General features: G+C 72.4%; 15 protein-coding genes and 1 pseudogene. 5 read left to right on the top strand and 11 right to left on the bottom strand.

Annotation, left to right across the window (positions count from 1 at the left end):
• Positions 1–25: 25 nt before the first annotated feature.
• The 6 genes and pseudogenes from manA to FNV62_RS21985 form a co-directional block, all read right to left on the bottom strand.
• On the bottom strand, positions 26–1,177 hold the full coding sequence (gene manA, locus FNV62_RS21960) for a mannose-6-phosphate isomerase, class I (protein WP_060901839.1): 1,152 nt from the start codon (positions 1,175–1,177) through the stop codon (positions 26–28).
• An 83-nt stretch (positions 1,178–1,260) separates the two neighbouring features.
• Complete coding sequence (locus FNV62_RS21965; protein WP_054230213.1) at positions 1,261–2,388, bottom strand: SIS domain-containing protein; 1,128 nt, start codon at positions 2,386–2,388, stop codon at positions 1,261–1,263.
• A 79-nt stretch (positions 2,389–2,467) separates the two neighbouring features.
• Positions 2,468–2,638 (bottom strand): Trm112 family protein, encoded by a 171-nt coding sequence (locus tag FNV62_RS21970; RefSeq protein WP_075027380.1) that lies wholly within the window; start codon positions 2,636–2,638, stop codon positions 2,468–2,470.
• A 744-nt stretch (positions 2,639–3,382) separates the two neighbouring features.
• Complete coding sequence (locus tag FNV62_RS21975) at positions 3,383–4,744, bottom strand: phosphomannomutase/phosphoglucomutase (protein ID WP_054229216.1); 1,362 nt, start codon at positions 4,742–4,744, stop codon at positions 3,383–3,385.
• Between the two features lie 290 nt (positions 4,745–5,034).
• A pseudogene (locus FNV62_RS58030) lies at positions 5,035–5,446 on the bottom strand (L-lactate permease); the annotation flags it as partial.
• Between the two features lie 89 nt (positions 5,447–5,535).
• Positions 5,536–5,910: a DUF3499 domain-containing protein gene (locus FNV62_RS21985; RefSeq protein WP_054229213.1), complete on the bottom strand. Its 375-nt coding sequence runs from the start codon at positions 5,908–5,910 to the stop codon at positions 5,536–5,538.
• Positions 5,911–6,262: 352 nt separating this feature from the next.
• On the opposite strand from FNV62_RS21985, the gene FNV62_RS21990 reads away from it, so the two are divergent.
• Positions 6,263–6,712, top strand: coding sequence for a metallopeptidase family protein (locus FNV62_RS21990; protein WP_079090353.1), 450 nt, complete (start codon positions 6,263–6,265; stop codon positions 6,710–6,712).
• 81 nt (positions 6,713–6,793) lie between these two features.
• Here the strand turns inward: FNV62_RS21990 and FNV62_RS21995 are convergent, their stop codons facing one another.
• From FNV62_RS21995 to FNV62_RS22005, 3 genes are all read right to left on the bottom strand, one after another.
• Positions 6,794–8,293 (bottom strand): DUF5719 family protein, encoded by a 1,500-nt coding sequence (locus FNV62_RS21995; RefSeq protein ID WP_143601842.1) that lies wholly within the window; start codon positions 8,291–8,293, stop codon positions 6,794–6,796.
• Positions 8,290–11,961, bottom strand: a complete 3,672-nt coding sequence (locus FNV62_RS22000) for a glycosyltransferase family 2 protein (protein WP_143601843.1) — start codon at positions 11,959–11,961, stop codon at positions 8,290–8,292. The genes FNV62_RS21995 and FNV62_RS22000 overlap by 4 nt, the downstream gene beginning before the upstream one ends.
• Before the next feature lie 186 nt (positions 11,962–12,147).
• Complete coding sequence (locus FNV62_RS22005; protein WP_003975777.1) at positions 12,148–12,411, bottom strand: WhiB family transcriptional regulator; 264 nt, start codon at positions 12,409–12,411, stop codon at positions 12,148–12,150.
• A gap of 706 nt (positions 12,412–13,117) precedes the next feature.
• Between FNV62_RS22005 and FNV62_RS22010 the strand changes: the two genes are divergently transcribed.
• The 4 genes from FNV62_RS22010 (at position 13,118) to FNV62_RS22025 (ending at position 17,302) form a co-directional block, all read left to right on the top strand.
• Positions 13,118–13,609, top strand: a complete 492-nt coding sequence (locus FNV62_RS22010) for a cysteine dioxygenase (RefSeq protein ID WP_054229209.1) — start codon at positions 13,118–13,120, stop codon at positions 13,607–13,609.
• Positions 13,610–13,671: 62 nt separating this feature from the next.
• Positions 13,672–14,631: a 2-phospho-L-lactate transferase gene (gene cofD / locus FNV62_RS22015; protein ID WP_060901833.1), complete on the top strand. Its 960-nt coding sequence runs from the start codon at positions 13,672–13,674 to the stop codon at positions 14,629–14,631.
• The gene (locus tag FNV62_RS22020) at positions 14,628–16,034 is read left to right on the top strand and encodes a coenzyme F420-0:L-glutamate ligase (protein ID WP_225900328.1); all 1,407 of its coding nucleotides are present in this window, start codon (positions 14,628–14,630) and stop codon (positions 16,032–16,034) included. The genes cofD and FNV62_RS22020 overlap by 4 nt, the downstream gene beginning before the upstream one ends.
• Before the next feature lie 254 nt (positions 16,035–16,288).
• Positions 16,289–17,302 carry a DNA-3-methyladenine glycosylase family protein gene (locus FNV62_RS22025; RefSeq protein WP_144315558.1) on the top strand — a complete coding sequence of 338 codons (1,014 nt, stop codon included), beginning with the start codon at positions 16,289–16,291 and terminating at the stop codon, positions 17,300–17,302.
• Between the two features lie 740 nt (positions 17,303–18,042).
• Here the strand turns inward: FNV62_RS22025 and FNV62_RS22030 are convergent.
• Both FNV62_RS22030 and FNV62_RS22035 read right to left on the bottom strand, forming a co-directional pair.
• Positions 18,043–19,125, bottom strand: a complete 1,083-nt coding sequence (locus tag FNV62_RS22030) for a sugar phosphate nucleotidyltransferase (RefSeq protein WP_097284983.1) — start codon at positions 19,123–19,125, stop codon at positions 18,043–18,045.
• A gap of 119 nt (positions 19,126–19,244) precedes the next feature.
• A complete protein-coding gene (locus tag FNV62_RS22035; protein ID WP_097289012.1) occupies positions 19,245–20,579 on the bottom strand; it encodes a peptidoglycan recognition protein in 1,335 nt (444 codons plus the stop codon).
• Positions 20,580–20,587: the final 8 nt, after the last annotated feature.

A 20,587-nucleotide genomic window follows, 5' to 3' on the forward strand; every position in this document is an offset into this window, starting at 1 on the left:
ACGTCTGGCCGCCACAGTCGCCTCGTCAGGCCACCACTGTCGCACGGAAGATCGTGCCGGATCCGGACACCTCTGCCTTTTCGCCCGCCGGTACGAAGACCGACTCGCCGGGGGCGAGCGTGTTGCCGTCGGCGTGTACGGAACCCGACGTGCAGAGCAGGATCTGGGGGGTGTCGCGCGTGAGGTCGTGCGGGGCGGCGCCCTCCGCGAGGGCGTACCGGGAGAGGCGGAACTCGTCGATGGGGGTCGCGTAGACCTCCTCGCCGTCGGGGGACGCCTCCGGGCGCAGGACGCCGGGGTCGCTCGCCTCGAAGCGGACGACGCGCAGGAGTTCGGGGACGTCGACGTGCTTGGGGGTCAGGCCGCAGCGCAGGACGTTGTCGCTGTTGGCCATGATTTCGACGCCGAGGCCGTTCAGATAGGCGTGCGGGACGCCGGCGCCCAGGAACAACGCCTCGCCGGGCTGGAGCTGGACGTAGTTGAGGAGCATCGCGGCGATCACGCCGGGGTCGCCCGGGTAGTGGTGGGCGATGTCGGCGTAGGGGGCGTAGGCGCCGCCGAGACGGGCGCAGGCGGCCGCGGTCTCGGTGACCGTGTGGGCCATGTCGTCGGGGTCCGCGCTCAGCACCGCCGTCAGGACCTCGCGCAGCGCCGCGTCCTCCGGGTGGGCGTGCAGGAGGTCGACGTACGGCTTGAGGGAGTCGACGTCCAGGCCGGCGAGCAGTTCGGCGGTCTCGTCGGGGCTGCGGAAGCCGCACAGGCCGTCGAACTCGGTGAGGGCGCAGATCAGTTCGGGCTTGTGGTTGGCGTCCTTGTAGTTGCGGTGGGCGGCGGATATCGGGATGCCGCGGAGCTCCTCGTCCTCGTACCCCTCCTTCGCCTGTTCGAGGTTGGGGTGCACCTGGAGGGAGAGGGGCGCGCCCGCGGCGAGGATCTTGAGCAGGAACGGCAGGCGGGGGCCGAACTTGGCGACGGCCGCGCGACCGAGTTCCTTCTCGGGGTCCTCGCCGATAACCTCGTCGAGGGGGCCGCGCGCCGTGCGGGAGGGCGCGCCCGGGTGGGCGCCCATCCACATCTCCGCCTGCGGTTCACCGGTCGGCTCGACGCCGAGCAGCCGCGGGATGGCGGTGGTCGAGCCCCAGGCGTAGGGGCGGACGGTGTTGTCGAGGCGGTCCATGTGTGTCGTTCTCTCCGTACGTGCGCTGCGCTGGTCAAGAGTCCCGGGTCGGCCGAGGCCGACCCGGGTGCCTGGCTACAAGATCAGGCCCCTGAAGCGAGCGCCAGGTAAACGGCGGCGAAATCCGTGACGGCGATCAGTTCCGCGAGGGTCTCCAGTTCGGGGCCCTCCTCCGGTTCGAGCTCGCTGAGAGCGGTGTCGTGGCTGAGGGCGAGTTCGCGGGCGGCCGGGGCGGCGGTGAGGCCGCCGGCCGGGCGGTCGCGCAGGAGCACCACGCGCGCGTGCAGGACCTGGGCCTCTTCCACACGGTCGCGGAAGAAGTCGTCGGGGTCGGCGCCGGCGGCGAGTGCGCCCGAGAGCAGCACGCTGTGGGCGGCGAGCGCCTCGGGGAGTTCCGCGGTGAGGGCGGGGCGGCCGGCCAGTTCCGCGAGCGCGGCGGTGAAGCGGCGGCCGGCGGGGCCCGCGGAGGTGCCTTCCGTCCAGATCACCGGGAGTGCTTCGGCGAGCTCGGCGGCGAGCGTCTTGGCCGGGTTGCTGTAGGGCGCGATGGCCGGGCCGCAGCGTTCGGCGACGCGGTCGAGGCGGTCGGCGACCTTCTCCAGCGCCTCGGGCGGGGCGGAGACCAGGCCGGTGCGGTCCAGCAGCGCGAGCAACGGGGTGAGCAGGGCCCACAGGACGCCGGGGGCGGAGGCGGCGAGGGGTTCGGTCGGCTCGTAGGGGGCGGTCGCCATCGGTACGAACAGGCCGTGCGTGCCCTGCACCTCCTCCACGATCGGGGTGCCGGCGGGGGCCACCGCTACGACGGAGCAGCCGCGCCGGTACGCCTGCTCGACCAGGAGTTCGAGGCCTGGTTCGCTGCCGTCGGGGGTGGCGATCAGCAGGAGGTCCACCGGGCCCGCCCAGCCGGGCAGTTCCCAGCGGAGGGCGCCGCCCGCGGGGGCGACGCCGGTGGGGGTGAGCCGGGTGATCGGGCAGCTGGCTCCGGCGAGGGTGCCGAGCAGTTCGGCGACGCCGGTGGCGGCCAGGCCGGGGCCGGCGATCAGGACGGCGCGTGGGCGGCCGTCCGGCTTCAGTTCCGCGATTCCGGCTTCCGCGGCGTGCCGGACTGCGGTACGCACACGGGCGCCCGCCTCCGCGGCGCCCCGGAGCAGCTCGCGACGGTCGGCGCGGGCGAGCGCCTCTGGGTCGTCGAGCAGCGATTCGTCGAGCATGGGTCGGCAGCCTCCCGATCGCCGGTGTGTTGCCTCTGTCGCCTGATTCGCCTGTGTGGCGGGTGTCGCCGGTGGGGTGTTAACCGGGGCGGCGGGCCTCGTCGACGAGGAGTACGGGGATGCCGTCGCGGACGGGGTAGGCGAGGCCGCAGTCCTGGCCCGTGCAGAGCAGCTCGCTCTCCTGCTCCTTGAGCGGGGCGTGGCAGGCCGGGCAGGCGAGGATCTCCAGGAGGCCGGCTTCGAGCGGCATGGGGTGTCCTTTCGAACGGGGTGGATGCGGCCTGGTCAGCGTACCGCTGTGGGGGGTGGGGTGGCGGGGTGTGTGGACGTGGTGATTTCGCCCCCGCCGCCCCTACCCGTCCCATCCCCAGGGGCTCCGCCCCTTCAACCCCACCAGGGGCTCCGCCCCCGGACCCCCGCATCGCCCGAAGGGCTCGTCCTCAAACGCCGGACGGGCTGAGTGATACGGGACCGGGTGGGTGGGGTGGACCGGGGGGTGGGGCATCGACCCCCAGCCTCGGCCTCACACGCCCGACAGGCTGACGGATACGGGCCGGGGTGGGCGGGTGGACCGGGGGTGGGTGGGAATCGACCCCCGACCTCGGCCTCACGCGCCGGACAGGCTGGAGGTGCAGGCCGGAGTCGGTGGAGTACGACCTCCCGCCTCCGGCCTCAAACGCCCGGCAGGCTGGAAGCGCAGGCCGGGGTCGGTGAGGTACGGCCTCCCGCCTCCGGCCTCAAACGCCCGACGGGCTGGACGTGCGGGCCGGGGTGGGTGGGATGGGCAGAGTGGGCGGGGTGCGGTCTTCGGGTCGGCTGAGGGGGTGGGCCTGGGGTGGGTGGGGTCTGGTTTTCGGCCCCGGACCCGGCCCCGGCCCCGGCCCCGCAACGCCGTGCGGACCGAGGCTTTTAAGGGCGCGGGGAACTGCGCGATCAGCCCCCACCCACCCGCAGCCGGACAACCGGCGGACGGAGACGGCACCCCGGGAGGGGGTCAGCCCCTGATGATGTGCAGGATCTCGTCCCGCAGCTTCGCCATCGTCGGCTCGTCCTTCGCCTCGGCGTTCAGACGGAGGAGGGGCTCCGTGTTGGAGGGGCGGACGTTGAACCACGAGTCGTCCAAGGTGACGGTCAGACCGTCGAGCTCGTCGATGGTGACACCCTCGCGACCCTCGTACGCGGCCTTGATCGCGGCGAGGCGGGCCGCCTGGTCGTCGACCGTGGAGTTGATCTCGCCGGAGCCGACATAGCGGTCGTACTCGGCGACGAGCCGGGAGAGCGTGCCGTCCTGGCCGCCGAGGGCGGCGAGGACGTGCAGGGCGGCCAGCATGCCCGTGTCGGCGTTCCAGAAGTCGCGGAAGTAGTAGTGCGCGGAGTGCTCGCCGCCGAAGATCGCGCCGGAGCGGGCCATCTCGGCCTTGATGAAGGAGTGGCCGACGCGGGTGCGGACCGGGGTGCCGCCGTGCTCGCGGACGACCTCGGGCACCGACCAGGAGGTGATGAGGTTGTGGATGACCGTGCCGCCGCCGTGCTTGCCGAGTTCGCGGGCGGCGACCAGGGCGGTGATCGCGGACGGGGAGACCGGGTCCCCGTTCTCGTCGACGACGAAGCAGCGGTCCGCGTCCCCGTCGAACGCGATGCCGATGTCGGCGCTCTCCTCGCGCACACGCTGCTGGAGGTCCACGATGTTCGCCGGGTCCAGCGGGTTCGCCTCGTGGTTGGGGAACGTGCCGTCCAGTTCGAAGTACATGGGTACGAGGTCGAGGGGGAGGCCCGCGAAGACGGTCGGCACCGTGTGCCCGCCCATGCCGTTGCCCGCGTCGACCACGACCTTCAGGGGGCGGATGTCGGTCAGGTCGACGAGCGAGCGGAGGTACGCCGAGTAGTCCTCCAACGTGTCACGCTGCGTGATCGTTCCCGGTGTCGCGTCGGAGGCCGGGAGGCCCGAGTCGAGCCAGGACTCGACGAGTTCGCGGATCTCGGCCAGGCCGGTGTCCTGGCCGACCGGGGCGGCGCCCGCGCGGCACATCTTGATGCCGTTGTACTGGGCGGGGTTGTGCGAGGCCGTGAACATGGCGCCCGGCAGGTTGAACGCACCGGACGCGTAGTACAGCTGGTCGGTGGAGCACAGGCCGATTTCGGTCACGTCGACACCGCGTGCCGCCGCCCCGCGTGCGAAGGCACGCGACAGGCCGGGCGACGAGGGCCGCATGTCGTGCCCGATCACGATGGCGTCCGCTCCGGTCACCTGGACGAAGGCCGCGCCGAACAGCTCGGCCATCGACTCGTCCCACTGGTCCGGGACCACCCCGCGTACGTCGTACGCCTTCACGAGCTGCGACAGATCAGCAGTCACGGCCAACCTTCCAGAAGTCCACTTCGGTCGCCCCAAACTACCCGTACCGGCTGACAGCCCGCCGTGAAGGGGCCGATCGGACGCTCACCCGTCACCTGGGAGCCCCAACCGTCACCCGGGAGTAACGCACGGAGGCAGCTCCGGCCGTCAGGGCAGCATCCAGTCGAGGACGCGTGAGTTCTGGCCCAGCACGATCAGGCACATGATCAACAGCAGCCCGGCGCTCCACGGGAGTACTTCGCGCAGCAGGTCGATCGCGAACCTCAACTCGCGTACCGTCGCCGCCCATTCGCGGAGACGTGGTTCGAGGCGGCGAACTGGGCGGCGGCGAAGGCGACTCCGCACGCCAGGGCGGGCGCCCAGGTCTCGCGCGACCCGAGCCGACCGTCGACCGGTCCGACGAGCACCAGGGGCACGACGAAGGCCGGCAGCGGGGTCTGACGGACCATCGCGGAGGCGACGGAATCCAGTGGCAGGCCGGTGACTTGGGCGAGGGCGACGACCGGTGTGCCCATCGCGCCGAAGCCCGCGAGGGCTTCCAGTGTCTGGCCGACCGGCATGCCGTAGGCGAGCCAGCCGGCCAGCGAGTCGGCCACGGGTTCCAGTTCCTGGCAGTGCGCGAGCGCCTCGCCGGATTGCGCCGCGCGGGGGGTCCGCGATGCGGAAAGCGTGTTCTCGCAGGTGAGGTATCCGTCGTGTGCGCCACAAGCCCTCGTCGATGGGCGTGCACGACTCGGTGGAGCCGAGGGAGGAAGCTCGGGGGCGACCCTGGATACGGAGGGGGCGGACGCTCAGTTGTCCGGCGAGCGCAGCACCCGTAGGTGGCCGCGGCGCGCGACCTCCATCGGGTCCGCCGAGCGGGCGCCGCCACCGGCCTCGGCGGCGCGCTGCTGCGGCCTGGCCGCCTCGCGCACCGCGTTGGCGAGCGCTTCCAGATCGTCACCGCTGGGGCGGGAGGGAGCGGAGGCGTCGGCGAGCCGGACGACCTCCCAGCCGCGCGGCGCGGTGAGACGCTCGGAGTGCTCGGCGCACAGGTCGTAGCAGTGGGGCTCGGCGTAGGTGGCGAGCGGGCCGAGGACCGCGGTCGAGTCGGCGTAGACGTACGTCAGCGTCGCGACGGCGGGACGGCCGCAAGCGGTTCGCGAACAGCGACGTACAGGGCTCACGACGTTGGACGGTACCGCACTCTTGAGCGGGCCGCGACGACTCTCCCCCAGGTCACCCCACCGTGTCGTGCTGTGAGTCCACCCACACAAGCCTTCGGATCACCCGTCCTGACCTGGGGCGACATCCCGCGACGAGACGCCGAACGGACCTGAATCCGGTCACCACTTGGTGCAAACCACGTCAATTGCCATGTGAGCGACGGTCCCGGAGGGATACGGAATCGAGCCCAAGCTTGGCTGGAATGGTCATCCTGCGACATCCGGAACATGCGCCGGGCTTCCTGCCCCGCGCCGCGGGCAGCCGCGTGGGGGCCGGGCACGCGGACCTCGTGGGGACTACTCTTCGTCAGTGATGGACACCCCCGTACCGCCCACCGCCGCCGCACCCGGGCCCCGCCGTCGCGATCGCCACGGAAGGGGCATGCGCGGCCCCGTCGCGCCACCCCAGGTGCCGCTCGCCGCGAGCCGCGCCGAGGTCTTCGCGGACCTGGTGCAGGACTCCGTGGAGCGGCTGGAGCGGCGCTGGCCCCAACTCGCCGACATCGACTTCATGGTCCTCGAAGTGCCCCGCCTCGACGGCTCCGGCGAGGGCTGGAGCGACGAGGCGGTGCCCCTGGGGGGCACGATCCCGGCGCACGAGGGCCATCCCGCGCGCGTGGTCGTCTACCGTCGCCCGGTCGAGATCCGCACCAAGGGCCGCGACGAGCGCGCGGCGCTGGTGCACGAGGTCGTCGTGGAGCAGGTCGCGGAGCTGCTGGGGCTGACACCGGAGACGGTGGACCCGCGCTACGGCGAGGACTGAGGCCCGCCCGAGCGGTACCGGGAGCAGGCTCACGGCGCCACCGGATCCCCCTCGAGGACCCGGTGGATCACCCGTACGGGATCACTTCTTCAGCAGCACCGACAGATCCTGGTCCGCCTCCGGCACCGCCACCGTCCCGCGGTCGTCCGGGAGGGTCTGGATCGTGAACCCGGGGACGCCCTCCTGGGCGGAGGCGAGGGTCCGGGAGGCGTAGACGGGGCCTCCGGAGACGGGCTCGACCGTCAGGGCGTACGTCCCCTTGAGGCCGGCCGGGACCGGTGCGTCGACGTCCTGGGTCGTACCGCCCTTGATCGTGTACGTCTTCGTCGCCGCCGTACCGCCCTCGCTGCCGGCGGACGCGGTGACCTTGACCTGGGCGCTCTGGCCGGGGGCGGACAGGGCGAGCGTGGTGCCCTTGGAGCTGTTGTCGGCGACCGTCGCGCGCGCGCCGACCGGGTTGGTGGCCGGGATGAACGCCATCTCCTGCTTGCTGCCCTTGCCGCGCACCACCTGAAGGGCCGCGACGACCGGCGCCGAGGTTCCGGTGGAGGTGAGCACCAGGGAGCCCGCCTCGCCGCGCGTGACGTCACCGAGGTCGACTGCCGCGGTCATGCCGGCCTTCACGTGCAGCGTCTCGTTGCCGGCCGGTGTGATCAGGCCCGAGGGCGAGGCGAGGCGGACCTTCAGATCGGCGTCCTGGTCGCCGGGCGCGAAGGCGACCAGCCGCACGGCCGTGGCGTCCTTGGGGATGCCCGGCATGACGAGGCCGCCCGCCGGGTCGGTGGAGGCGGCCAGCCAGTCCCCGCCGATCTTGTCGTCCAGGGCCTGGACGGCGGCGCCGACACGACCGCTGCGGACGGTCACGTGGACGGTGAGGTCGGTCTGCTGCCCGCTCGCGAGCGTGCTCAGCAGGATCGGCTCGCTGGCGTGCGGCTGGACCGTGATGCCCTCGCCCACCGTGGACTTGAGGGCGCCGTCCTTGCCGTACATCTCGACGTCGACGACGGCCGCCGAGTCGTCGGGGTTGGTCAAGTGCACATAGTCGGTACGGCCGGTGGCGGTGCTGACGCCCGGGAACCAGAACTCGGTGTCCGGAGCGGTGCAGTTGGTGCCCAGCAGACCGCGGCCGGTGCCCACGGCGACCGCGGTGGTCTCCTGGACGGTCCAGCCGGGCGCGAACTTGCCCTCGGCGGTGCCGACGAGGGCGGGCGGCTCGGCTCCGGAGCCGTCACCGGTGGCCGGCTTGCCGGGCTCGGCCGGCTTCAGGGCGGGCTTGACGGTCTTCTTGCCGGCCTTCTTGCCGCTCGTGGAGTCCGCCGACTCCACGGCCGCGGCCTGCAGTTCGGCCTTGCCGCTGTCGGCGGTGCCCTGGGTGACGGGCGTGTACGACGTGTACGACGTCTTCGCGATCTCGGAGGTACTGGGCTGCGGGCAGAGCAGGCTGGTGCGCTCCACGGGCTGCTGGGTGGCCGCCTTGGCGGTGTTGTCGCCGGAGGCGGCCGGCGCGTTGAGCGAGGCGAATCCGGTGACGGCGGCGAGCGCGGTCGCGCCGGCGATCAGGGACAGGGTGGTGCGGTTCACTGCTGGCTCCCGTCGGGGCGCTCACTGTCGGTGCCGTGCGGCGGCTGCGGGGGCGTGTTCGGGTCGTAGGCGGCGTCGTAGCCCTGGCCAGTCCCGTCGTAGCCCTGGTAGGTCTGCATCGGGTCGTACGGTGCCGTGCCCCCGTAGGCGTACGGGTCGTACTGGCCTGCCTGGTAGGGGTCCGCCTGGTACGGCTGCTGCTCGTAGGTGCCCGCCGGGTACTGCTGCTGGCCCTGGTACTGCTCACCGCCGTAGGTGCCGTACTCGGCGCCCGCGTAGGTCGACGCGTCCCACTCGTCGTACGCCTGCTGCTGCGGGACCGATACGGGCGTCTGCTCGGCCTCCTCCTCCGGAGGAGGAAGGGCGCCCTCATCCTGGACGGCCTGGTCGGACTGCTCCGCCTCGGCCTGGGCGCGCAGGCGGCGGGCGCGGCGGCCCTCGCCCGTGACGTCCTGGGCGGGGACGACCGGTTCGTCGGGGAGGTCGTCGTCGACGTCACGGCGCCGCCCGGGCAGGGCGAGGACCACCAGGACGACGGCGAGCGCGCCCTGGGCCCACAGCCAGCCGGTGTGGCTCATCGGGGCGTCGAAGGTGACGTCCAGCCTGCCGCCGCTCGCGGGCAGTTCGAAGCCCTGCGCCCAGCCGTCGACGGTGGTGCGGGTGAGCGGCTTTCCGTCCAGGGTCGCCGTCCAGCCCGCGTCGGCCGTGTCGGCGAGGCGCAGCACGCGGCCCTCTCCCCCGGAGGGGATGGTGGTGTGCAGTTCGACCGGCCCGGCGGCGATGGGCAGGGCCTCGCCGGACTTCGGGACGATCGAGGCGCGCGAGACCTGGCTGTCCAGGCGCCACAGGGCGCTGCCGTCCTGCTGGCTGAGCCGGGTCAGGCCCGGGGTGGCGTCCAGGACGCGGCTCATCTCGCGGGGCGCGCCCTTGCGGACCAGGACGTAGCGCACGGCGAAGCCGCCGAGCTGGTTGGCCTGGTCGGCGCCGGAGCCCGCGACGAGGTTGGCGACGACCTTGTCGAGCTTCTTGTTCTCGCCGCCCTCGGCCGCGAGTTCGCCGTCGCCCAGGCGGGCGCCGGAGCCGCGGACGAGGGTGTAGCCGACGCGGGCGCCGGAGTCGCTGTCGAGGACGAGGGTGCGGGCCTGGTCGCGGGTGCCGCTCTCCTCGGCGACGAACGCGGGCACCTGCACCGGGTCGCGGCGCTCTACGGGGCCGTCGGCGCCGCCGAGGACCCATCCGGCGGCCACCAGCAGCGGGCCGGCGACCGAGGCGAACGCGATGAGCGCGGCGACCGGCTGGCGCCAGCCGAAGCTCTGCTCGGCCACCCGCGCGCGTGCCCCGTCGGCGCCGACCGTGGCGGCGGCGAGCAGTGCGAGGCCGTAGACGAGGGTGGCGGGTCCCGCCCAGGCCGACTTGTTGGACAGCACGGCGAAGACGAGCGCCACCAGGGCGACGACCCAGGCGGCCCACACCGCGCGCTGCCGCGCGCTGCGCGTCAGGGCGGCCAGTGCCGCCAGCACGATGCCGATGAGCATCAGTCCGCTGACCGTGCCGGGACCGCCGGGGCTGGCGCCGAGCAGGTCGAGCGCGGAGGCCGCGCTCGCGCCGTAGGGCATCCCGGCTTCCTTGAAGAAGCCGAACGGGAGCAGCGTCAGCGACCAGGGGGCGAGAACCAGCAGCGGGGTGCCGAGCTGGGCCAGGAAACGCGGCCCGTAGGCGGTGATTTCCCCTCGGCGCACTACGAGGAGGGCGATTCCGAGGACCAGCGCGATGGGCCACACGATCGGCGTGAACGCGGTGGTGAACGTCAGCAGGAGGGCGTACGCCCAGGTGGCGCGCCAGCTGCCGCGCGCGCCGGAGGAGTGGGTCAGCCCGCTGGCGGCGACGCCCGCGCGCGCGATGAGCGGCAGCAGGATCGCGAGGACGGCGGTGCCGATGCGGCCGCCGGCGAGGGCGCCGGCGGCGGCGGGCAGGAAGGCGTACGTCACGGACGCCCAGGCGCGCAGCAGGCGCGACTCGACCAGGGGGCGCGAGGCGAAGTACGCGGCGAAGCCGGCCAGCGGGACGGAGGCCACCAGGAGCACGGTGACCGCGAGCCCGGTGGAGCCGAGGAGCAGGGAGGACAGCAGGGCGACGATCGCGAGGTACGGCGGCGCGGTCTCCGTGCCGCCGGCGCCCACCGGGTGCCAGCCGTCGACGTAGCGCGACCAGAGCTCGGAGGCGTCGGCGGGCGCGGGCAGCAGCGCGCCGCCCGCGAGCGACCCGCTGCCGAGCAGGCCGCGGCAGGCCAGGAGGGAGACGAACAGCAGCACCAGGAAGAGCATCGGGCCGGGGTTGCGGGCGATGCGCTTGAGGCGGGCGAACTGCTCGATCTGCAGGAAGTCGGCGTCGTCGCCGCCGGGTCCGGACTCGACGGCGCCGCCGTGCCGTCCGGCGCCGGTGGTGGCGTCGGGGTCGTCACTGCCCATGAAGTTGCCCGCGACCTGCTCGACCGTGGCGCGCACGGTGGCGCCGGGCGGCGGGAACAGCGGGCGCAGCTCGCCCTTGTCGACCTGGGGGCGACCGCGTCTGCGGCGGCCCGCGAGGATCCGCTCGGGGCGCAGCAGGGTTCCCAGCAGGCCGCGGATCTCGTCGACGGCCTGTCCGGGGACCTTGCCCACGAGGTAGGCGACGGTGCGCAGCAGGGTGCCGAGGACGAGCCGGATCAGGATCCAGGGCAGCTGTGCCGTACGGGCGTTGACGAGGAGGGTGTAGACGGCACCCGCCTTGTCGACCTTGTGCGGGGAGGCGGCGGTGCGGCCCACGCAGTCGACGGTGCGGCGCTCGCGGGAGGCGGCCTCGGCGTGCCGGACGACCGCTTCGGGGGCGACGAGGACGCGGTGTCCGGCGGCCTGGGCGCGCCAGCACAGGTCGACGTCGTCACGCATCAGGGGCAGCCGGCGGTCGAAGCCGCCGAGTTCCTCGTAGACGTCGCGGCGGATCAGCATGCCGGCGGTGGACACGGCGAGCACGGGGTGGACGTGGTCGTGCTGGCCCTGGTCCTGCTCGCGGCGGTCCAGGCCCGTCCAGCGGCGGCCGGAGTTGGCGATGGTGACGCCGATCTCCAGGAGCGCTCGCCGGTCGTACCAGCCGCGCAGCTTGGGGCCGACCACGGCGACTTCCCTGCCGAACTCCTGCTCGCTCTCCACGACCCGGAGCAGCTGGGCCAGGGCGTCGGGCTCGGGGGCGCTGTCGTCGTGCAGCAGCCAGAGCCACTGCTCGGGCTCGCCGTGCGGGAGCTCCGGCATGTCGTAGGCGTCGTCGCGCCAGGTCCGGGTGACCGGGTCCCAGCCGCTGGGGCGCTTCAGATAGGGCAGGTCATCCGGGGTGAGCACGCCAGCGCCGCGGATGGCCTCCTCGACGGCCTGGCCGAAGCCGGTGCGCCGGGCGAGGTGCAGCACCCGGTCGGCGCCGAGTGCGTCGGTCAGCAGCTGGGCGGAGTCGTCCGCGCTGCCGGTGTCGGCCGCCACGGCGTTCTGCACCGGGCGCTCCTGGCCGAGCAGCCCGGCGAGCGCTTCGGGCAGCCAGCGGGCGCCGTCGTGGGAGACGAGGACCGCGGTCACCACGTGGCGCGGAAACTCAGGTGTGGCGGCGTCGTGTGGGACTGCCGAATGGCTGTGCACGGACATCGAGGTACGGGCCCCGGTTCGATGGACTGCGGTGGACGCCTGTGTCCGGCGGGGACAGCGGGACGTCTCGGACGAGGGCCCACACTAACGGCTGGGCAACACAGCGGCCCGCCGCCTGTGGATAACCCACCTGCGACGGGCCGTTCTTACCTGCCGGTATCGGTACGAGGGGTGCACGCCGTGCGGTCAGACGGCGGCCTTCTTCAGCCTGCGGCGCTCGCGCTCGGACAGACCGCCCCAGATGCCGAACCGCTCGTCGTTGGCGAGCGCGTATTCCAGGCACTCGGAGCGGACCTCACAGGCGAGACAGACCTTCTTGGCCTCGCGGGTGGAGCCGCCCTTCTCGGGGAAGAAGGACTCGGGGTCGGTCTGGGCGCACAGCGCGCGCTCCTGCCAGCCGAGTTCCTCGTCCGCGTCGTCGACCAGCAGTTGCTGCACCAGCTCGGTCATGTGCGCCCCTCGTCTGTCTTTCGCGTCCCCGTGATGCTGCCGTTCCCGATTTCGGCTGAACGACACGAGTGAAATTACAAGTGTGCCGATACGGGCCAGTCAAGCCGAGATCTGCTATTGGGCCCCTTATTCACTCTGCGGAACCAAGGCTATGCGGAAAGTGTTCAAATCGGCATAAACCCTGACAGCCCCAAAGGGTGCGCCCGGACTCCCGACCCGCTACTGGGGAGGACGCCCAGAAGTTCGATCTCGTTCCGACGTGGACTCCGATGCGAACCGGATCACATTTGGATCACGGGATCACATCGAGGTTTGCGCGCCCGGTTGTGCGCCATGTGTCCGGGGTGGCTCGAGAGCAAACCTTTCGTCACACAGATGAACCGGATGAGGTGAAACATTTCCCATATAGCGGACATGAAGTTGACAGTCGAGGTGTGAACCGGTGTCCTTATGGGCATGCTCGCGAACTTGGCGCTCACCTCGACCCGCACCGCCGGGTCCCACGGTGCTGCCCGCGCTCGCTGTAGCTGTTGTTGCTGTCCCAGCTGTTGAGCCGTACCGCGCTCCGGCTGCCTCGCCGCCACTGAGGCGAATCCCCGCCCCGTTTCCGGGGCGCTCGCCCGTACCAGGGCACCCTCCCCGTCCGTGACCCGGACGGATACGGCCCCGCGACACCCCAGCTCTCCGCCGAGGAACCACCGCACCCATGAACAGCGACAGCGACCTCCAGATCGCCGGCGACATCCTCGAAGTACCGCACCTGCTCCAGCCGCCGCGCGAGCACCCCGCCACCGTGTCCGAGTTCGTCGGCCTGGCCCGCTCCATCGCCGCCGACCGCTCCCAGTGGGAGCACCTCGTCCAGTACGACGCGACCTCCCGCTGGTACCACCGGCTGCGCACCGGACCCGGCTACGAGGTGTGGCTGCTGTCCTGGGTGCCCGGACAGGGCAGCGGACTCCACGACCACGGGCGCTCCTCCGGCGTACTCACCGTCCTGGAGGGCGCGTTGACCGAGCGCACGGAGCGCGACACCCGCGCGTTGGGGGCAGGATCCCAGCGGGTGTTCGCGCCGGGGTACATCCACGAGGTCGTGAACGACTCCCTGGAACCGGCCGTGAGCCTGCACGTTTACTACCCGGGTCTTACCGAGATGCCGATGCATTCGGCCCAGTGCGCCCCGGCCGTCGTCACGGCCTGAGGGCGCCCGCGGTCTCGTAACCGCCTCACGCGTTGTCGTACCCGCCTGCCAGACTGAACCCCATGCGCATTGTGGTTCTGGCAGGCGGTATCGGTGGTGCCCGGTTCCTGCGTGGTCTCCAGCGGGCCGTGCCGGACGCGGACATCACGGTCATCGGCAACACCGGCGACGACATCCATCTCTTCGGCCTGAAGGTCTGCCCGGACCTCGACACGGTGATGTACACGCTCGGCGGCGGCATCAACGAGGAACAGGGCTGGGGCCGGACCGACGAGACCTTCCACCTCAAGGAGGAACTCGCGGCCTACGGGGTCGGCCCCGAGTGGTTCGGGCTCGGCGACCGCGACTTCGCGACGCACATCGTGCGGACGCAGATGCTGAGCGCGGGCTATCCGCTCAGCGCGGTCACGGAAGCCCTGTGCGACCGCTGGAAGCCGGGCGTCCGGCTGATTCCCATGTCCGACGACCGGGTGGAGACCCATGTCGCCGTCGAGATCGACGGGCAGCGCAAGGTGATCCACTTCCAGGAGTACTGGGTGCGGCTGCGGGCATCCGTGCCGGCCGAGGCCGTGGTGCCGGTCGGCGCCGAGCAGGCCAAGCCCGCACCGGGTGTCCTGGAAGCCATCGCGGAGGCGGACGTCATCCTCTTCCCGCCGTCCAACCCGGTCGTGTCCATCGGCACGATCCTCGCCGTGCCCGGCATCCGGGAGGCCATCGCCGACGCCGGCGTGCCCGTCGTGGGCCTCTCCCCCATCGTCGGCGACGCGCCCGTGCGGGGCATGGCCGACAAGGTGCTGGCGGCGGTCGGCGTCGAGTCCACGGCCACGGCGGTCGCCGAGCACTACGGCTCGGGGCTCCTCGACGGCTGGCTCGTCGACACGGTGGACGCGTCCGCCGTGGAGCAGGTCGAGGCTGCCGGGATCAGGTGCCGGGCCGTGCCGCTGATGATGTCCGACCTGGACACCGCGGCGCAGATGGCGCGCGAGGCGCTGACGCTGGCGGAGGAGGTGCGGGAGTCATGAGCGGACGGCTCTCTCCGGCTTCTCAGGAGCAGGCTCCGGGAGACGTTCCCGAACACGCTCCCGGACAAGGGCGCGCGGGCGACCGGGAGGCGGACGCCTTCGTCGCCTCTCCCGGTTACCGGGTCTGGGCACTGCCCGGGCTCCCCGAGGTTCGACAGGGCGACGATCTCGGCAAGTTGATCGCCGTCGCCGAGCCCGGGCTGGTCGACGGGGACGTTCTCCTCGTCACCTCGAAGATCGTGTCCAAGGCCGAGGGGCGCCTGGTCGAGGCCGCCGACCGGGAGGCCGCCATCGACGCCGAGACCGTACGGGTCGTGGCGCGCCGCGGGGCGCTGCGGATCGTCGAGAACCGGCAGGGGCTCGTGATGGCCGCCGCCGGGGTCGACGCCTCCAACACCCCGGCCGGCACCGTCCTGTTGCTGCCCGAGGACGCCGACGCGTCCGCGCGGGCCATCCGGGACGAGCTGCGCGACACCCTCGGGGTCGACGTCGGCGTCGTGATCACCGACACGTTCGGGCGGCCCTGGCGCACCGGGCTCACCGATGTCGCCATCGGCGCCGCGGGCGTACGGGTGCTGGACGATCTGCGCGGCGGCACCGACGCGCACGGCAATCCGCTGAGCGCCACCGTCGTCGCCACCGCCGACGAGCTCGCCGCCGCCGGTGACCTGGTGAAGGGCAAGGCCTCCGGGCTGCCCGTCGCCGTCGTGCGCGGACTGCCCCACGTGGTGGCCGAGGACGACGGCGAGGGGACACGGGCGATGGTGCGGGGCGCGCGCGACGACATGTTCCGGCTCGGCACGTCGGAGGCCGTACGGGAGGCCGTGACCCAGCGGCGTACCGTACGGGCCTTCACCGACGAGCCGGTGGATCCGGGCGCCGTGCGGCGGGCCGTGGCCGCGGCGGTCACCGCTCCCGCGCCGCATCACACCACTCCCTGGCGGTTCGTGCTCCTGGAGTCCGAGGAGTCGCGTACGCGGCTGCTCGACGCCATGCGGGACGCGTGGATCGCGGATCTGCGGCGGGACGGGAAGAGCGAGGAGTCGATCGCCAAGCGGGTGCGGCGCGGTGATGTGCTGCGCAACGCTCCCTACCTCGTGGTGCCGTGTCTCGTCATGGACGGGTCGCACACGTACGGCGATCCGCGGCGGGACGGTGCCGAGCGGGAGATGTTCGTGGTCGCCGTCGGCGCGGGGGTGCAGAACTTCCTCGTCGCGCTCGCCGGGGAGCGGCTCGGGTCCGCGTGGGTGTCGTCGACGATGTTCTGCCGGGATGTCGTACGGGACGTGCTGGAGCTGCCGGAGGGGTGGGATCCGATGGGGGCCGTGGCGGTCGGACATGCGGCGGAGGAGCCGCGGGCTCGGCCCTCGCGGGATGCCGGGGCGTTTGTCGAGGTGCGGTGAGAGTGGGTGCCGGGGGGTTGAGAGTGGGTGCCGGGGGGTGGTGACAGTCCTTGTCGAGGAGCGCGGGGGGCTTCGGCCCGGTGTGGTGCGTCAGGTCGGGTGACAGCCCTTGTCTTCGGCCGCGTGTGGTGCGTCCGGTGTGGTGAGAGTTGTGTGCCTTGTACGTCGAGAGTGGTGTGCGTCGGGAGTCGGGTGTTCGGAGAGGGTGAGCGCCTACTCTCGTAGGGCACCCCGAGTTTCCTAGGACCCCTTTCGTGGCTGGACGTTTCGCTCCTCGGCCGACGCGTACGACTGTGCGCGGCGGGCATGTCGCCGTGCCCGCGGATGCCTCCGGCGGGGTGCCTCGACAGGCGGTCGCACCTGGGCGTACGCGCACCTGGACGCCGCCCTGGCCGGTCGATCTCGGGCTCGTGCTCGGGCCGCTGCGCCGTGGACCCCGCGATCCGACCTTCCGTGCGACGCCGGACGGGGCCGTGTGGCGGACCAGCCGGACGCCCGCCGGGGCCGGGACGCTGCGGGTCTCGGCGCGGGGTGGGGTGGTACGGGGCGAGGCGTGGGGGCCGGGGAGCGAATGGCTGCTCGAACAGCTCCCCGAGATGCTCGGCGCGGCCGACGATCCCGATGCCTTCGAGCCTCGTCATCGGCTGGTCGCCGTCGCGCGGCATCGGCGGCCGGGGTTGCGGCTGACGCGTACCGGGCTGGTGCTGGAGTCGCTCATTCCGTCCGTTCTGGAGCAGAAGGTCACGACGGACGAGGCGTATCGGGCGTGGCGGTTGCTCGTACGGAAGTTCGGGGAGCCTGCGCCGGGGCCCGCGCCGGAGCGGATGTCCGTCATGCCGGAGCCGCGGACGTGGGCGCTGATTCCCTCCTGGGAGTGGCATCGGGCCGGGGTCGACAACAAGCGGGCGTCGACGATTCTGCGGGCCGTTCGGGTGGCGGGGCGGCTGGAGGAGGCGGTGGGGATGGAGCCGGGGGCTGCGCAGGCTCGGTTGGAGTTGGTGTCCGGGATCGGGCCGTGGACCTCGGCGGAGACCGTGCAGCGGAGTCATGGTGCGGCGGATTCGGTGACCGTGGGGGATCTTCATCTGCCGGGGATCGTGGGGTATGCGCTGGTGGGGGATCGGGATGCGGATGACTCCGTGATGCTTTCGCTGTTGGAGCCGTATGCCGGGCAGCGGCATCGGGCGGCTCGGTTGATTCTGTTGTCGGGGCGGGCGCCTGCGCGGCGGGTTCCGCGGATGCCGCGGGGGGATATCGGGCGGCTGTAGTCGTCCCGGGTGCGGGCCGGGAGTCCCTCGCCCCCGCCGCCCCTACCCGTCCCATCCCCAGGGGCTCCGCCCCTTCAACCCCACCAGGGGCTCCGCCCCCGGACCCCCGATCGGCCTGAACGGCCTCGTCCTCAAACGCCGGACGGGCTGAGTGACACGGGCCCGGGTGGGCGGGTGGACCGAGGGGCGGGTGGGGCATCGGCCTCCAGCCTCGGCCTCACACGCCGGACAGGCTGAGTGATACAGGCCCGGGTGGGCGGGTGGACCGGGGGGTGGGTGGGGCATCGCCCCCGACCTCCGCCTCACACGCCCGACAGGCTGACTGATACGGACCCGGGTGGATGGGCGGACCCGGGGGGTGGGCATCGACCCCCGGCCTCGGCCTCACACGCCGGACAGGCCGAGTGATACAGGCCGGGGTGGGTGGGCGGACCCGGGGGGGTGAGGCATCGCCCCCCGGCCTCCGCCTCACACGCCCGACAGGCGCAGCGCCGTGCGGACCGAGGCTTTTAGGGGCGCGGGGAACTGCGCGACCAGCCCCCACCCACCCGCAGCCGAACACATCCGGGCGGGACCCCTGACGGGCCGAGGGCTTCAGGGGCGCGGGGAACTGCGCGACCAGCCCCCCGCCCACCCTTCAGCCGAACACATCCAGGCGGAACCCCTGACAGACCGAGGACTTCAGGAGCGCGGGGAACTGCGCGACCAGCCCCCGCCCACCCTCAGCCGATCTAGCCGCCCTACTGGTCCGACGAGAAGCGGAGCGCCCCGGCTGGGATCTTGGCCTCACACCAGACTCTTACGCCCTCGCGGAGTTCGTTGTCGGGGCCGACCACCGCGCCGTCGCCGATGACCGCCCCGGAGAGGATGGTGCGTTCGCCGATGTGGGCGCGGGTGCCGATGAGGGAGTCGGTGATGACGGCGCCGGGTTCGACGACCGCGCCGGACAGGATCGTGCTGCCCGTGATGCGGGCGCCCTCGCCGATGCGCGCGCCGTCGCCGACGACCGTGCCGCCGGTCAGCTTGGCGTCGGGGGCGACCCTGGCCGTGGGCAGCACGAGACGGTCCCCGCAGCGGCCCGGGACCGCCGGAGAGGGGGCGCGGCCCAGGACGAGGTCCGCGGAGCCTCGTACGAAGGCCTGGGGGGTGCCCAGGTCCAGCCAGTAGGTGGAATCCACCATGCCCTGGAGGTGGGCTCCGGTGGCCAGGAGCTCGGGGAAGGTCTCGCGTTCCACCGAGACCGGGCGGCCAGCGGGGATCGTGTCGATGACCGAGCGGCGGAAGACGTACGCCCCGGCGTTGATCTGGTCGGTGACGATCTCCTCGGGGGTCTGGGGCTTCTCCAGGAAGGCCGTCACGCGGCCCGTCGCGTCCGTGGGGACCAGGCCGTACGCCCGTGGGTCCTCGACGCGGGTGAGGTGGAGGGACACGTCCGCGCCGGTCGTCTCGTGGGTCGCCACCAGGGCCCTGATGTCCAGGCCCGTCAGGATGTCGCCGTTGAAGATCAGGACCGGCTCGTCGGGCCCGGAGCGCAGGCGCGCGGCCACGTTGCGGATCGCGCCGCCCGTGCCGAGGGGCTCCTCCTCGGTGACGTATTCGATGTGGAGGCCCAGCCCGGAACCGTCACCGAAGTACGGCTCGAAGACCTCGGCCAGGTAGGAGGTCGCCAAGACGATGTGCTCGACGCCCGCCGCTCTCGCCCGCGCCAGTTGGTGCGTGAGGAACGGCACCCCGGCCGCCGGGACCATCGGCTTGGGGGTGTTCACCGTGAGCGGGCGCAGTCGGGTGCCTTTGCCCCCGACCAGGAGGATCGCTTCTGTCACCTGTCGTCTCTGCTTCCTGCCGGGACCGGCCGAAGGATGATTCGGCCGGCCAGTGTATGCAGTCCGTAGTAAGAGGCCTTCGACGGCAGTGGGGTGTCCTCGATGGCTCCGCGCAGACCTCAGCGGCCCTGGTAGCGGGCCGCGGCCGTTCTGGCCGAGCCGAGTTTGCCGTACAGAAGCCTCCCCGGGCACTCCGTGGCGAACCCGTCCCGATGGCCGGAGATCACGTTCAGTCGTACGTTCTTACCTTTTCGGTAGAGATTGCCACCGCCGGACTTCAGGTATGTCTTGCCGCGGGGATCGGCTCCGGAGAGACCGAGCTTCCATGCCGTGAGCCGCGCGATGGCGGTCACCGCGGCGGCGGCCGGTTTGGTCTTGCCGAAGCTGCCGAGGACCGCGATCCCCATGGTGTCGTTGTTGAAACCGAGGGTGTGGGCCCCCATGACGGGCTTCGCCACACCTCCGGCGCGGCCTTCGTAGATGTTTCCGCACTTGTCTACGAGGAAGTTGTAGCCGATGTCGCGCCAGCCACTGCTCACTACGTGGTAGCGGTAGATACTGCGGATGAGCGAAGGGGCCTGGGAGCAAAGGTAGTTGTTGCCCGAGGCCGTGTGGTGCACGAAGGCGGCCTTCACCTTTTTGGTGTACACGAAGCCGCCCTCGCGCAGGCTCTCGTCCGCGCCCCAGCCGCGCCGGGTGACGATGCGTGGGCGCTCACCGATGTACGGCTTCACGAGCGGCGCGCCGTCGCGGAGGGCCGGGGCCTCGCGCTCGGTCTCGGCCCTGGACAGTGCCGGGATCTCCGTCGCGCCGAACGGGGCGAGCGCGGCATTGGTGGCGAAGGTGGCGTACGTCTCGGCGCTCTCCGCGCCCGCGCTCCCGTCGCCCGTCAGCGCGCCCCGGGGCGCGGGTTCCGCGCCGGGGTCGACGAGTTCGAGGTGCATGCCTCTGGGGAGCGGCGACTCGCCGGCTGCCGTGGCTCTTTCGTCCACCTGCGCCTGGACGCGGACCTCGACCCCGTCCGAGTCGCCGACCCACAGGGGCGCCGTGGAGCCGCGCACCCGGCCCGAGCTGCCCTCGGCGCTGTCCGGGTCGGCCGCGTGCTCGTGGTTGTGGGTCTCGATGTCCTGCCAGCCGGACCAGCGGTTGGCTCCGGTGGCGCGGGTACGGACCTGGACGCGGCCGCGCAGTTCGGTGTCGGGGTCGTCCCAGACGACCCCGACCAGCGAGAACGTCCGAACGCTCCGTCTACCGAGGCCCTGTTCGGGCGCGGCGGGTCCGAGCGAGCGGTCGCCTGAGAGCGGGACCAAGGGGAGGGACTGGGTGCTGCCCGGCGCGGCGGGCTCGGTCCTCGCCGCCTGGGGTCGGGCCTGTGCCGGTGCGGACAGGGCCAGCGGAAGGGTGAGTGCGGCCGCGCAGGTGACGCCGACCGAGGAAGCAAGGATTCCATGCATGCCCCTGA

This window comes from Streptomyces sp. RLB3-17 (assembly GCF_007113425.2).
Classification (GTDB): domain Bacteria; phylum Actinomycetota; class Actinomycetes; order Streptomycetales; family Streptomycetaceae; genus Streptomyces; species Streptomyces mirabilis_D.